The sequence below is a fragment of the Pseudoalteromonas sp. APC 3250 genome, from assembly GCF_030407915.1.
Taxonomy (GTDB): Bacteria; Pseudomonadota; Gammaproteobacteria; order Enterobacterales; family Alteromonadaceae; genus Pseudoalteromonas; species Pseudoalteromonas tetraodonis.
This window is the reverse complement of record NZ_JASDCM010000003.1, coordinates 281,520-294,453: the sequence shown is the minus strand read 5'-3', so window position 1 is coordinate 294,453 and position 12,934 is coordinate 281,520. Positions and strand designations below refer to the sequence as shown.

The following is a 12,934-nucleotide window of genomic DNA, read 5'->3' as shown; positions in this document are numbered from 1 at the left end:
AATATCGCACTATTTTTTATTTTGCTGATAATGTTGCTTTGAGGTCTGCCTAAGCCCTACCCCTTTTATTGGCGCAAATTGTGGCCGTGCATGCCACTTAGGTTTTATTGGCGTAAGTGGCGCAACACGCTTTCGTGCCACCAGCAAATATACACTGCCCATAGGTTTTAAATATTGCTTGGTAAAGCTGCGCCAAAACGCAAACCGCGACAACCGGTTACCGCGTGCCAACGATGAATAAATAAAGCGCTCATCGGCCACAATTTCAAACCCAAGCAAATTAAGCCAGTCTTTTACCCGTGCAGGGGTAAAAAAGCGCCCTGTCCACGGTAATTTTTGACCACTAAATGGCAGTAATTGCGCTAACCCACAAAAGCTAAAAGGATTAAAACCGGTAATGGCAATATAACCGCCGGGAATAAGCGTACGATGAGCCTCACGTAATATATGATGCGGATCTGAGTGATACTCTAAACAATGGCTCATAATGCACGCATCTATACTGTGCTCATAAAAAGGCAGTTCGTCTATGTCAGCCACCACTCCGGTATAAGGGCCTGGCTCTGCAACGCATACTTGATGCTTAATGGAACTTTTGCTGGTATCTAACTCGCCACTTAAATTACCCAATTTAAGCATATGATAGCCAAACATACGTGGTAACCACGGCGACAATTTGCGTTCTATATCACAACGTAAATAATCACCATGCGGAAACTGTTGCCATGACAACGGTTTGGGGCCTTCTTGAAAACTAAGGGCTGGTTTCATTATATAAGCTCGTTATAATATTAATTAAATACCACTTTATAGAGCAACGATACATGGTGCAAGTCAAAGCAATTAAAGCCTTTTCTGATAACTACATTTGGTGCTTAACCACCGAGCATAATAATCAAGCGTGGGTGGTTGACCCTGGCCAATCTGCGCCGGTCACTGAGCATTTAGCACAGTATAATTTAACCCTAGGCGGTATTTTAATAACGCATCATCATTATGATCACACTGATGGCGTTGCCCAATTAGTAAAACAGTATCCAAACATTGAGGTTTACGGTCCCAGTAACAGTCCATTTAAAGGAATAACAGAGCCTTTAAATGAAGACCAAACGATTACCGTTTTAGGCACCTCATTTAATATTATCACCACGCCTGGCCACACACTCGATCATATTTGTTATGTTAATGATGCACTTGCCTTTACTGGCGACACATTATTTAGCGGTGGTTGTGGGCGCTTATTTGAAGGCACTCCAGAACAAATGTGGCATTCATTTAATAAACTTAGTGCACTACCAAGTGATTGCAAAGTGTATTGCACTCATGAATACACCCAGACGAATTTGGCGTTTGCAAAAGCGGTTGAGCCACGAAACCCCGAGTTACTAGCTTACAGCCAGCAAGTGGATGAATTGCGTAATAAAGATGAAATAACGTTGCCAAGTACCATAGGCCAAGAGCTAAAAATTAACCCTTTTATGCGTAGCAATTTGCCAAACATTATAGAATTAATACCAAAAGAATATTGTTTAGTTACAAAAAACAATGAACCTTGGGAAAACTTTGCTAGTCTGAGAAAGTTCAAAGATCATTTTTAATTTGGGCCTGTTGACCTTTCAAGGTTAAACATGCGCTAGCAACAACAATAAAAAACGATTAGTTAATAAACAACAAGTTAACATTTTCTAATCATATTTGTTTGGAACTTTTAACGGTCATAAGTGGCAATGTTGACTCATTATGGGTAGTATTCGCCGAGTTTTTTACCCTATGTATTGGTATTTATGAATAAATCTCCTCTTTTATTGGTCTTAGCGATGACGCTAAGCGGTTGTCAAACTCTGACAACGTTAAACACAGATTCACAAAATCAGGCACTAGAGCAGCTTGAAGGCGCAAGCCCAAACGATATTAGCACGGCGCTGATGATGAACGCGCAATATCAACAAGTGAACGATATCGAAGAGGAAGCCCCTGTGTTTGACGATGTTTGGGAGCGTATTCGTTACCAATTATCTATCGATATTCCCCAAAATCGCCCAGTAGTCGCTGAACGTAACTATTATGCGCGCCATCAGGCTTACCTAGATCGTATTTCTAAACGTGCTGAGCCGTATTTACACTTTATTGTTGAAGAAATTGAAAAGCGTGAAATGCCAATCGAAATTGCACTTTTACCTATAGTAGAAAGTGCTTTTGACCCTTATGGCTACTCGCATCGCACCGCATCGGGTATTTGGCAATTTATGCCAGCAACCGGCGAGCGTTTTGATTTAAAACAAAACTGGTGGTATGACGGCCGTCGCGACATTGTGCAATCAACTCGCGCAGCGCTTGATTATCTCTCATACTTACACAAAACCCTTGAGGGTGACTGGCTGAACGCAATTGCAGCTTATAACTCAGGTGAAGGCCGCTTACTGCGTGCGATTAAAAAGAATCGTAAAAAGCATTTACCTACCGATTTTTGGTCACTTGATTTACCTCGTGAAACCACTGCCTACGTGCCTAAATTATTAGCATTAGCCGATTTATTAAAGCGCGCTGATGATTTTAATGTGTCATGGAAGCCTATCATTAACGCGCAAGTGGTTGAAGTGGTCAATATTGAGTCACAGATTGATTTAGCGCTGGCAGCCGATATGGCTGACATGACCCTTACCGAGCTATACAGACTAAACCCTGGATTTAACCGCTGGGCAACAGACCCTGATGGCCCACACTTTTTATTAATACCCACGGATAAAGTAGAGCAATTTACAGAAAAATTGGCTGCAACTGACATTAAAAATCGTCTTCGCTGGCAACAATACAAAGTTAAAAAAGGTGATAGCCTGTCGGTAATTGCCAGTAAATTTACCACTAGCACCAATGCAATAAAGTCATTAAATAAGCTTAATTCAAACGTAATTCGTGTTGGCCAACAAATTTTAGTGCCGCTAACAGATGGTAAAATTAACAGTGAACATTTACCTCAGCAAGTACGCGCGGCCGCTAATAAAAGTTTGCGTACTAAGCTCTCACACACGGTAAAAAGTGGCGACACATTGTGGGACATAAGCCGCGAATACGATGTCACTATGGGTGAATTAGCTAAGTGGAATAAGTTGAAGAAAAATGCAGTACTGCGTTTAAATCAAAAATTGGTTGTTTATAAATCAGCAAATCAGCCTAAAGAGTCAGCGAATAACACCAATCGCACTATTACTTATAAAGTGCGTCGGGGTGATTCATTAGCGCGTATAGCCTCTAAGTTTAATTTAACCGTGAGCGATATAATTAAATGGAATGACTTGGCTGGGCAAAAATACTTACAGCCAGGCCAAAAGCTTAAATTAAAAGTAGATGTAAGAAGTAGCTGATCCTTATTGTAATAAACTGTTAAATAAAAAAGAGCGCATGCGCTCTTTTTTTGTGCCTGCTAAAAACCTTAGCTTACAATGCCCAAAGGCTGTGCGGTTTGCCATGCCCCGCGAGTAAAATCGGGAATATCTATTGAGCGGCTACGCTCACTCACAGACTGGGCTGATAACGGCGAAATAACCGACCATGCCGCCCCATCATAAACGTCTTGATCTAGCGGTTCACCATTTCTTAAGCAGTAAATCATCCGCCAAAACATTAAAAAGTCCATGCCACCGTGACCACCATTGCGCTGCGCCTCTTCACCCATTTTTGTCCACAAGGGATGGTCGTACTGCTCATACCATGCGCTCATATCATAATCCCACTCATGAAAACTTTTTGAGCCACCAGTTTCAAGGGCAATACGATTAGGGAAACCTGCAAACACGCCATTCGTGCCTTGTATTAAGTTATGTCGTGAGTACGGCCGAGGGGTTGTCGTATCGTGCTGCACCATAATACTGCGCCCTTTGAGAGTTTTAATCAGCGTCGTGTTCATGTCACCGGCAATATAATTGAGCTGGTTACGGGGGTGTTCGGCAGCAAACTCACGTTGCGCATAGGCGCTTCGGCCAAGTGAAGGTGAGCTCATTGAGGTTAAAAAATCGAACCGATCGCCACGATTTATATTCATGTATTGCGATACCGGCCCTAATCCATGCGTAGGATATAAATTACCGTCACGTCTTGCATGCCACTGCGTTCGCCATGAGCCTGTTTTGTGCTCAAGCTCTTTCATTTGCCAGCGCAGTTCATGAATATACGCCGCTTCGCCATGTAACAGCTCCCCAAATACACCTTGGCGTACCATGTTTAATACCATTAACTCGTCGCGGCCGTAGTTAACATTTTCCATCATCATGCAGTTTTTTTGCGTACGCTCTGCGGTATCGACAATTTGCCACATTTCATCAACAGTCAGTGCCAGAGGCACTTCAACAAAAGCATGTTTTGCGCTGTTCATGGTATCGATAGCCATTGGCGCATGCCATGCCCATGGTGTTGAAATAATCACAATATCAATATCTTGTCGTTCGAGCATTTGTTGATAAGCGCGCTCACTGCCACTATACAATGCAGGCTTTGCCACTCCCGTATCAACTAAATAATTAGCGGCACGTTCTAAAACCTCTGTATGAGTATCGCAAATAGCCACTATTTGAGTGCCTTCAATATGGCTCATACGCTTTACATGGCCAAACCCGCGCTGACCCACACCAATAAACCCTACTCTCACCACATCCATTTTAGGTGCGACCAAACCGATAACGGAGCGCCCTTGTTGCATAGGCGCGCTAGTATGAACACTGCCACTAGATGCACAGCCACTAACCACACCAGCAGCGGCAGCTACACTGGCTGCCTTTAAAAAATCCCGACGATTAAATTGCTTCATTACTTATCCCTTTTGTTATTATTTTTAACTTACCTAATGGCGGTTAATGGGTAAAGGGCCAAAGAGGTAAGCTGCATAAAAATAGGTTTAAAAGGGATAAAAATTCGCATTGTGTTATTGTTTGGGGTTATAGTCGAAAAAAATATTATTTCCTAACTTATTATGTCTTATATAAAAACCATCACATTTTTTTTAGTTATTGTACTAACGGGTTGCTCAGAGTCTGCAACCCACACTTCCTCGCTCGAAAACAGTCCGGGCGTTAGTTTAAATAATATAAAACAGCATATTAAAACCCTTGCCTCTGATGACTTTGAAGGTCGCGGTCCATTAACATTGGGTGAAGTAAAAACCGTTGGCTATTTGAGTGAACAATACAAAGCCATAGGGTTAACTGGTGCCTATAACGGTGATTTTTTACATCCGGTTAAAATGGCTATGATCACCGCAGATCAAAACATGCAATTGACCATGGGTGATTTAAGCTTTAAAGCGGGTAAAGACTTTACTGCTCGTACTAAACAATTACAGCCTGTTATTGATGTTCGCAATTCTGATGTGGTCTTTGTCGGTTATGGTATAAATGCCCCTGAATATAACTGGAACGACTACGCCAATATTGATGTAACTGGTAAAACCGTTATTGTGCTGGTAAACGATCCGGGCTTTGCCACTCAAGACGATACGTTATTTACTGGTAATGCCATGACTTATTATGGTCGTTGGACTTATAAATATGAAGAAGCCGCGCGCCAAGGCGCTAAAGCGGTATTTATTGTTCACGAAACAGCTCCTGCCGCATACCCTTGGGGGGTAGTTGAAAGCTCAAATACAGGCACTAAATACAGTCTAATGGATAACAACCTCAATGCATCTGAATTGCCCGTTATGGGCTGGCTAACACTCGATGCCACCGAGCAAATATTTGCATCAGCACACTTAAATTACCAACAATTAAAACAACAAGCACTTAGTGAGCAATTTCAAGCTAAAGCGTTGAATTTAAAAGCAACCCTTGCATTTAAAAACGAAGTGTCACATGCAAAATCACATAATGTGGTCGCAAAAATCACAGGCAGTGAAAGCCCAGATGAATACATCGTTATTAGTGCCCATTGGGATCACTTTGGCACTAAACAAACCGACAGCGGTCCTAAAATTTATAATGGCGCCGTTGATAACGCATCAGGCACCGCGGCCACCCTTGAGATTGCTCGAATAATGCAAAAAATGCATCAGCAAACACCGTTTAAACGCTCGATTATTTTTGCCAACTTCACCGCCGAAGAAACCGGTTTAATTGGTTCAGCGCAGTTTGCCTCTGGTGACGTGATCCCAACAAAGAATATGGTTGCCCTACTAAATATTGATGGGATGAACGTACTCGATAGCACCGACTATATTTTACAGTACGGTAAAGACCTCTCGACTATGGAACACTATTTAGCTAAAGCCGCAAACGCGCAAGGACGTCAAGTTAAACTGGATCCTCGTGCGCAAAATGGCTTATTTTTTAGATCGGATCATTTTTCACTCGCCAAACAAGGTGTGCCAAGCTTACTGTTTATGAGCCTAGGTGATACCGATCCTGACTACATCACTCATAAATACCATAAAGAAGCTGACGATTACTCAGCAGATTGGTCATTAGGTGGGGTAAAAAAAGATGTAGAACTGATTGTTGATATAGCCTCACAACTGGCGAATAACGGTGATTGGCCAAAATGGACAAGCGAGTCTGACTTTAAAGCCAAACGCACCGCTGACAAAAAATAAATACAATTAAACATTACTACTTAACCTGAACTCTGGATAATAAATCTATCTCAAGCAGCTATTTTCAGCGCTAACTGCGTTGAATTTACTTGCAATAGGCTAGCTATTGACGCGTAATTTCGCCTTGTTTTCACTGGAAATCTCTGGTAGAGAAAAATAAACATAAATATCATTTTTGATTCAATACGTTAGTAAATCTCTTAACCAGAGTTCAGGTTACTTAAAATCCTCCTACTCGGAGGATTTTAGTTTTACCCGTGCCTGTGTAAGCAATGTTTCAGCTTTTGCCCCTAAATACACATATATCGCTAAAGCAATTAAAAGTCCCACCACTGCAAGCATCATCGCTATAGCTGGCATTAAATACTCTGATTGCCCTAATGCGGCTTTAAACATAGTGAGTAGTGCTTCAATTGATATAGCAATTAACACGGTAGAGATAAACCGGGTAATGGTTCGTCGTGTTGATGAGTGTCTAAAAATATCTTTATGCATGAGGATTTCTTCCTCAAGAATTGTTTTGCCAAGATCAAAAACAGCCAATGCTAACGTGATATAAATAATGATACTAAAGGGTTCTAGGGGATCGGACGAACTATTTAAGTGAGTTATTAATTCATAGATGTCGATAAATACGATGTTGAGTAAAAAAAGCACCAAACTAAATAAGCACGCCACAATAATGCCATAACCTGCTTTAAAATAAGGTGACATAGTCGCACGAGCAGTATCACCCATCACAAACTCAATAAGCTGCGTTAAACTTACATCAACAACTAAATAATGTTGATTATTGATAGGTTTGTTTAATTCTTTAATCGCAGATATACATAAATGGTTGGTCGCAATAGAAATATAAGGCGCAGTAAAACAAATAGCATTACAGGCTTTTACATTTAAAAAATAAGGCCGCTCACTTAAATCCTGATTATTGCCTCTCTGTGCTAATTTTTTATTGTAGGCACGTTTAAAACAAACGTTATTGCCCTGTTGTGAGCCCTTCTCGTCCAAACAGTATTGTAATTCTAAAAAAGGATAATGCTTTGTTAAATAGCGCATATCACGATTATTAGCGATGCCGTCATCTATACTCATTAAAATTGATTCTAATAAGCTATGTATTATCTGCTCATATTCGTTATAGCGCTCAACACTACTTATATAACTCATTCTCGCCATAGTTAGGCTCCTTGAATACCCTAATCAACAGCTAAGCAAGTTTAAAACCAAAAATTAAAGAATATAAAAATCAATAGATTAAATTAAATACATTGATGCCATTGCACTATTTTAGTGACAACTGCACACACTATTTCTCGCCACGCACAAAAAAGCAGCTGAGTATTTACTACTTAGCTACTTTTTATGTCTCGTTTATAAATTACATAAACGCTTTCATCCGTAATGTAATTACTGAATTTTTGCGAACTCTTCTTTTGAAAGCTCACCGTTGCTATCAACATCTAAATCATCAAATAATTGAGCTAGTTGTGAGTTAGCTTGTGCTTCAGACTGGCTAATAACGCCGTCGCCATCAGTATCGAAAGAATCAAAGTCAACCGCAGCAAAAGCCGCTGAAGATGAAGCAAGTGCAATTAAAGCGAGTGTTTTAGTAAATGTTTTCATAATTAATCCTTAGGCTAAATGCCTTAATTAAAATGGTAAGAAGTCCTTTTCAAAGATCCTTAAGGGAAACTAGTACGCTGAAAATTCGTCTTTAGAAAGTTCACCATTACCATCTACATCTAGCTCTGCAAATTGCTCCATAAGCTCAGCAGCAACCGATGCCTCTGCTTGGCTGATGGTGCCACTGCCATCTACATCAAGCGTTTCAAAGTCTGTGCTTGCAAATACTGCAGATGAAGAAGCAAGCGCCATTAATACCAGTGTTGATTGTAACTTTTTCATAATATAATCCTTCAAAGTGTGCAATGTTCGTCAAATAAAAAATAATTGGCTCAAAACTATCAACCTCATATCCTTGCGATTCTTTGTCATAGGCTCCCTTGCCTATTTAGGTTGTCTTGGGCAACTCAGAATCAGTGGTAGTATTGAGCACTAAAGCTGGTTACGCCTTAGAAAACTCTGCTTTAGATAACTCACCGTTTTGGTCAGTATCAAGCTCAGTAAACTGGCTCATAAGTGAGGCGTCAACTGATGCTTCAGCTTGGCTAATAGCGCCGTTGCCATCCACATCGAGTGTGTCAAAATCGGTTGCTGCAAAAGCCGCTGATGAAGAAGCTAAAGCCATTAATACCAGTGTTGATTTAAGTGTTTTCATAATGTAATTCCTTCATTAGGTTGTGCGATAAAAGCGATATGCTTTATCACGTTTTTTGCTAAATACAGCTTAGGTAGTACAACTTCGATGCCATGTTTTTAAAGTTATTTAAAAACATGAAGTTAGAATGATTTTGAAGCATTTTAATAAAAATAAACCATGATTTTGTTGCTTTTTAGCAACAACCACTGAGGCTGAAATAAATAAACATTTAGAATCAATAAGTTAAATTATAATAAAAAGAGACATGGGAATGAAAAAACCGGAAAAATCATGTTTAGAGCAGTTATGAGAATAAACCGACTCTGAACACATCCGACATACTTACTTTAACGGTATAAAATAATACGCATAACGCATTGAAATATAATAACTAAAATAATATTTCTATTATTTTTATAAAAATTTTTTAAGAGCGAATTAAAAACTATCGTTTTGTTGCCAAATGGCGAATTGGGATGAAAAAAGCTGTATAAGAGAATAGTCGCTAGCTATGTGTTGCTCTAAAAATCAATAAACTAGTCGCTCATACTCATAAGGGCTATGAGCATGAGCAATGTGTTTTACAAAGTCTGCTTTATTTCCAACCTTGCAGCCATTTTTGTTGATCTTTTAAATCGCGCCACTGGATTGGGTATTGGTTTTTTGACATTACCGCCTCAGTGATACATTCAATGACGTTGCCGTCTTCATCAAACTCAACCTCAACAATAATAAAATGTTTTTCCTTATTAATTGCTGGGATCGCTGTCCATTTACTATTAAGCAGTTTTTTAGGATTTAATTTATTCATACTACGCCTTCTAAGTTTTCTGCTTGAACATACGCATCAGAGCCATTTTTAGTTTTATTAATCTGATATTCAAGACACTAATAACGTGCCTTTATACATTTGCATTTGGCAATGAAAAGCATATTCCCCCACTTTAAGTGCTGGTAGCTCAACAGTGTTATTCTCACCCATAGCGAGCGTTTTACTGATATCGAGTGAAGGAAACACCACCGTTTCGGCGCATGGGGCGCTGTCTTGTCGATTAAACGTCAGCGTTACTTTTTTATCAGCAGCCACTTTAATATGGGCAGGATAATAAACGCCGTTATTAACCACTATCGTTATTTTGTTATTATTACTCTGCACTTGCTTAGGTTTGTATAGCCAAAACCAGTAAATAATAACCGCAATTAACAACGCGCCGAGTATATTGATCATCAACATAATGCTACTCCTATTTATAAAATTACGATTTACTGGGTTTAAAAAAGCGCAGGCGATTGGCGTTTGTGACCACAGTTAGTGATGACAACGCCATAGCAGCACCTGCAACAACCGGGTTGAGTAATATACCAAAAAATGGATATAACAGCCCCGCAGCAATTGGAATACCTGCCACATTGTAAATAAATGCACCAAATAAATTTTGCTTAATATTGACTATAGTGGCGCTACTAATCGCAATGGCATCGCCAAGACTCTGTAATGAACCACGCATTAAGGTGATATCAGCGCTCTCTATCGCCACATCGGTGCCAGTGCCAATAGCAAACCCAACATCAGCCTGTGCCATTGCCGGCGCATCGTTTATACCATCACCAGTCATACCGACTATTTCACCTTTAGCTTGGCGTTTAGTTACTTCACTGGCTTTGTCATCAGGCATTACTTGGGCAATAAAGTCCTTAATACCGACTTTGTTAGCGACGGCTCTGGCGGTAGCTTGGTTATCACCGGTCAGCATAACAACATGGATACCTTTGTTTTGTAGACGTTTAATGGCCTCTGCTGAATCGTCTTTTATCGGATCGGCTACCGCTATAATGGCTTGTAGTTGGGTATCAATAGCAAAATACATTGGCGTTTTAGCGGCGCTGGCTAATTGCTCAGCTTGCTCTTTTGCCTCTGCAATACTGATATTGTGTTGGCTCATAAGCGCTTCATTGCCAAACAATAAAGTTTGTCCATTTAATCTGCCTGTAACACCTTGCCCCGTCACAGCGTTAAAATCGCTGACTTTTTCAATCGTGATATCTTCATTTTCAGCATAATTTACAATAGCTTGCGCTAAAGGATGTTCAGAGCCGCTTTCAAGACTAGCGGCAAGCTTTAGCACGTGTACTTTATCGCTGTCATTAAAATTAATGATATCGGTAACGGTGGGTTTTCCTTCTGTGATCGTGCCAGTCTTATCTAAAATCATGGTGGTTATTTTAGAGGTGGTTTGCAGCGCTTCTCCATTACGAATAAGTATTCCCGATTCAGCGGCTTTACCTATCCCAACCATAATTGACATAGGGGTTGCTAAACCCAGCGCACACGGACAGGCAATGATAAGCACCGTGGTCACGGCTACTACCGCATAAGCAATGCTCGGCTCGGGGCCAAAATTAAGCCATGCAAGGCCCGCGAGCACTGCAATAATCATTACCGTAGGAACAAATACGCCGGATATTACATCGGCTAAACGCCCTATGGAGGGTTTAGAATTTTGTGCTCGTTTAACCATATTAATAATACTGGCAAGTGTGGTTTCACTGCCAATATGGGTGGCTTTAAATAGCAACGTGCCACTTTTATTAATACTGCCTGCAACAACGGTATCGCCCTCACTTTTGTTCACTGGCATAGGCTCACCCGTGAGCATTGACTCATCCACTGAGCTGCTACCTTCAATGACTTCACCATCCACGGGGATTTTTTCACCGGGGCGTACACGCACAGTCTCGTTTTTTAGTACCTCACTAATAGCTATATCTTGCTCTTTGTTATCACGCACTACCCGAGCGGTTTTTGGCTGCAAACCGATTAAGCGTTTTATCGCCTCAGAAGTACGACCGCGGGCTTTTACTTCAAAGGCAAGGCCTAGGCTAATTAAACCGATGATCATCGCTGAGGCTTCAAAATAAACATGCCTAGCCACCTCGGGTAACACGCTTGGCGCAATGACTACCATCATAGAATACAACCACGCGGTACCTGTGCCCAACGCAATCAGTGTATCCATATTGGCGGTGTGGTTTTTAAATGACTGCCATGCGCCGTTGTAAAACTGTTTACCCGCAATGGCCATAACCACTAAAGTGACTATACCAACAATAAACCAGCCAATGCGCTGCGCGTTGGTGGTAACACTCATATCAAAAATAAGCCCATACAACATAAGCGGAGCGCCAACGCCTAGCGCCAATACCATATTTCGCATTAGCTTTTTATAGTGTGCGCTATCGGCTTTGGCTTTTTCATCTAGCGCGTCTTGCTCCGACTCGCTTTTCATTGGCTTAGCCTTGTAACCAATATTTTCGACTGCTTCAATCAGCTCAGCTGATGGCGCATTGCCTTCAACTTGCACACTGCGATCAGCAAAGTTCATTTCAACACGCTGCGCACCTGATACGCTTTTTAGCGCTTTTTCTATTTTTGCGACGCAGCTGCCGCAATTGGCACCTTCAATTATAAAATTTTGCACTGTGTCTTTATTGTTGCTCATTTTGCTTCCTCGGAACTCACTTGTTCGTTAAGGGGATCTACAAAGGTCTCAATTAAACTACATATATCAGCACTTGCGGCACCATCGCTTGAGTTTTCCCACTGTTTTACCGCTGCTTGCATACGCGTTCTTAGTTTGAGTGTTTCTTGAAATAGCCGCTCTGTTTCTTCGAGCCGTTTAGTTATTAATTGTCGTGTCAGTGGACACGGACAATTCCCTTGCTCCGACTGAGCAACTATTTGCTGAATATCTTTAATAGAAAAACCAAGTTGCCGTGCACTAATAATAAACTTTAAACGCTGTTGATCGGCAGCGGTATACACTTGATAGCCATTGCTTTGGCTACGAATGGGGTTAAGTAACTTTATACGCGTGTAGTGCCGCACTGTATCTTGGGTCACTCCCATGATTTCAGCTAGCTGTTTAACATACATAACTCACTCCATCGGGTTTTAGTAGTGATATAATAAACCTATGTGTAACACACAGGTCAACCGCTATTTTAAAACTCAGGGAATGCGTTATCGGCACATTAAATAAGTGATTACGTTTGCTTAAAGAAGAGGAAGAATACAGCAGTCACAAAATAGTGAC

General features: G+C 40.9%; 13 protein-coding genes. 3 read left to right on the top strand and 10 right to left on the bottom strand.

Annotated elements, in window-relative coordinates; translation table 11 throughout:
- Positions 1 to 9: 9 nt before the first annotated feature.
- On the bottom strand, positions 10 to 771 hold the full coding sequence (locus QL986_RS05250) for a class I SAM-dependent methyltransferase (RefSeq protein ID WP_008465729.1): 762 nt from the start codon (positions 769 to 771) through the stop codon (positions 10 to 12).
- Positions 772 to 824: 53 nt separating this feature from the next.
- Here QL986_RS05250 and gloB point away from each other — a divergent pair, with 53 nt between their 5' ends.
- Together gloB and QL986_RS05240 are read left to right on the top strand one after the other, a co-directional pair.
- Positions 825 to 1,598, top strand: a complete 774-nt coding sequence (gene gloB / locus QL986_RS05245) for a hydroxyacylglutathione hydrolase (RefSeq protein WP_024602779.1) — start codon at positions 825 to 827, stop codon at positions 1,596 to 1,598.
- A 186-nt stretch (positions 1,599 to 1,784) separates the two neighbouring features.
- Complete coding sequence (locus tag QL986_RS05240) at positions 1,785 to 3,362, top strand: LysM peptidoglycan-binding domain-containing protein (protein ID WP_024602780.1); 1,578 nt, start codon at positions 1,785 to 1,787, stop codon at positions 3,360 to 3,362.
- Positions 3,363 to 3,430: 68 nt separating this feature from the next.
- Here the strand turns inward: QL986_RS05240 and QL986_RS05235 are convergent, their stop codons facing one another.
- On the bottom strand, positions 3,431 to 4,801 hold the full coding sequence (locus tag QL986_RS05235; protein ID WP_024602781.1) for a Gfo/Idh/MocA family oxidoreductase: 1,371 nt from the start codon (positions 4,799 to 4,801) through the stop codon (positions 3,431 to 3,433).
- 162 nt (positions 4,802 to 4,963) lie between these two features.
- Between QL986_RS05235 and QL986_RS05230 the strand changes: the two genes are divergently transcribed.
- Positions 4,964 to 6,577 carry a M28 family metallopeptidase gene (locus tag QL986_RS05230; RefSeq protein ID WP_290191289.1) on the top strand — a complete coding sequence of 538 codons (1,614 nt, stop codon included), beginning with the start codon at positions 4,964 to 4,966 and terminating at the stop codon, positions 6,575 to 6,577.
- A 231-nt stretch (positions 6,578 to 6,808) separates the two neighbouring features.
- Here QL986_RS05230 and QL986_RS05225 read toward each other — a convergent pair whose 3' ends face one another.
- The 8 genes from QL986_RS05225 to QL986_RS05190 all read right to left on the bottom strand — a co-directional run bounded on the left by QL986_RS05225 (position 6,809) and on the right by QL986_RS05190 (position 12,774).
- On the bottom strand, positions 6,809 to 7,756 hold the full coding sequence (locus QL986_RS05225; protein WP_290191288.1) for an EAL-associated domain-containing protein: 948 nt from the start codon (positions 7,754 to 7,756) through the stop codon (positions 6,809 to 6,811).
- A gap of 231 nt (positions 7,757 to 7,987) precedes the next feature.
- Complete coding sequence (locus tag QL986_RS05220) at positions 7,988 to 8,203, bottom strand: calmodulin (protein WP_013464551.1); 216 nt, start codon at positions 8,201 to 8,203, stop codon at positions 7,988 to 7,990.
- Between the two features lie 69 nt (positions 8,204 to 8,272).
- Entirely contained in the window at positions 8,273 to 8,485 is a 213-nt protein-coding gene (locus QL986_RS05215; RefSeq protein ID WP_008467121.1) for a calmodulin, read from the bottom strand.
- A gap of 160 nt (positions 8,486 to 8,645) precedes the next feature.
- Positions 8,646 to 8,858, bottom strand: coding sequence for a calmodulin (locus QL986_RS05210; protein WP_008467122.1), 213 nt, complete (start codon positions 8,856 to 8,858; stop codon positions 8,646 to 8,648).
- Between the two features lie 577 nt (positions 8,859 to 9,435).
- Positions 9,436 to 9,651, bottom strand: coding sequence for a TIGR02450 family Trp-rich protein (locus QL986_RS05205; protein ID WP_008467123.1), 216 nt, complete (start codon positions 9,649 to 9,651; stop codon positions 9,436 to 9,438).
- Positions 9,652 to 9,720: 69 nt separating this feature from the next.
- A complete protein-coding gene (locus QL986_RS05200) occupies positions 9,721 to 10,074 on the bottom strand; it encodes a cupredoxin domain-containing protein (RefSeq protein ID WP_024602783.1) in 354 nt (117 codons plus the stop codon).
- A 22-nt stretch (positions 10,075 to 10,096) separates the two neighbouring features.
- The gene (locus QL986_RS05195) at positions 10,097 to 12,340 is read right to left on the bottom strand and encodes a heavy metal translocating P-type ATPase (RefSeq protein ID WP_024602784.1); all 2,244 of its coding nucleotides are present in this window, start codon (positions 12,338 to 12,340) and stop codon (positions 10,097 to 10,099) included.
- Positions 12,337 to 12,774, bottom strand: coding sequence for a MerR family transcriptional regulator (locus QL986_RS05190; protein WP_024602785.1), 438 nt, complete (start codon positions 12,772 to 12,774; stop codon positions 12,337 to 12,339). The genes QL986_RS05195 and QL986_RS05190 overlap by 4 nt, the downstream gene beginning before the upstream one ends.
- Positions 12,775 to 12,934: the final 160 nt, after the last annotated feature.

What these genes read in the sequence shown, in the direction of transcription:
- QL986_RS05240 (WP_024602780.1), top strand. Translation starts at nt 1,785, where the DNA reads ATGAATAAATCTCCTCTTTTATTGGTCTTAGCGATGACGCTAAGCGGT.
- QL986_RS05235 (WP_024602781.1), bottom strand. Translation starts at nt 4,801, where the DNA reads ATGAAGCAATTTAATCGTCGGGATTTTTTAAAGGCAGCCAGTGTAGCT.
- QL986_RS05220 (WP_013464551.1), bottom strand. Translation starts at nt 8,203, where the DNA reads ATGAAAACATTTACTAAAACACTCGCTTTAATTGCACTTGCTTCATCT.
- QL986_RS05190 (WP_024602785.1), bottom strand. Translation starts at nt 12,774, where the DNA reads ATGTATGTTAAACAGCTAGCTGAAATCATGGGAGTGACCCAAGATACA.
- QL986_RS05195 (WP_024602784.1), bottom strand. Translation starts at nt 12,340, where the DNA reads ATGAGCAACAATAAAGACACAGTGCAAAATTTTATAATTGAAGGTGCC.
- QL986_RS05225 (WP_290191288.1), bottom strand. Translation starts at nt 7,756, where the DNA reads ATGGCGAGAATGAGTTATATAAGTAGTGTTGAGCGCTATAACGAATAT.
- QL986_RS05250 (WP_008465729.1), bottom strand. Translation starts at nt 771, where the DNA reads ATGAAACCAGCCCTTAGTTTTCAAGAAGGCCCCAAACCGTTGTCATGG.
- QL986_RS05215 (WP_008467121.1), bottom strand. Translation starts at nt 8,485, where the DNA reads ATGAAAAAGTTACAATCAACACTGGTATTAATGGCGCTTGCTTCTTCA.
- gloB (WP_024602779.1), top strand. Translation starts at nt 825, where the DNA reads ATGGTGCAAGTCAAAGCAATTAAAGCCTTTTCTGATAACTACATTTGG.
- QL986_RS05230 (WP_290191289.1), top strand. Translation starts at nt 4,964, where the DNA reads ATGTCTTATATAAAAACCATCACATTTTTTTTAGTTATTGTACTAACG.
- QL986_RS05205 (WP_008467123.1), bottom strand. Translation starts at nt 9,651, where the DNA reads ATGAATAAATTAAATCCTAAAAAACTGCTTAATAGTAAATGGACAGCG.
- QL986_RS05210 (WP_008467122.1), bottom strand. Translation starts at nt 8,858, where the DNA reads ATGAAAACACTTAAATCAACACTGGTATTAATGGCTTTAGCTTCTTCA.
- QL986_RS05200 (WP_024602783.1), bottom strand. Translation starts at nt 10,074, where the DNA reads ATGTTGATGATCAATATACTCGGCGCGTTGTTAATTGCGGTTATTATT.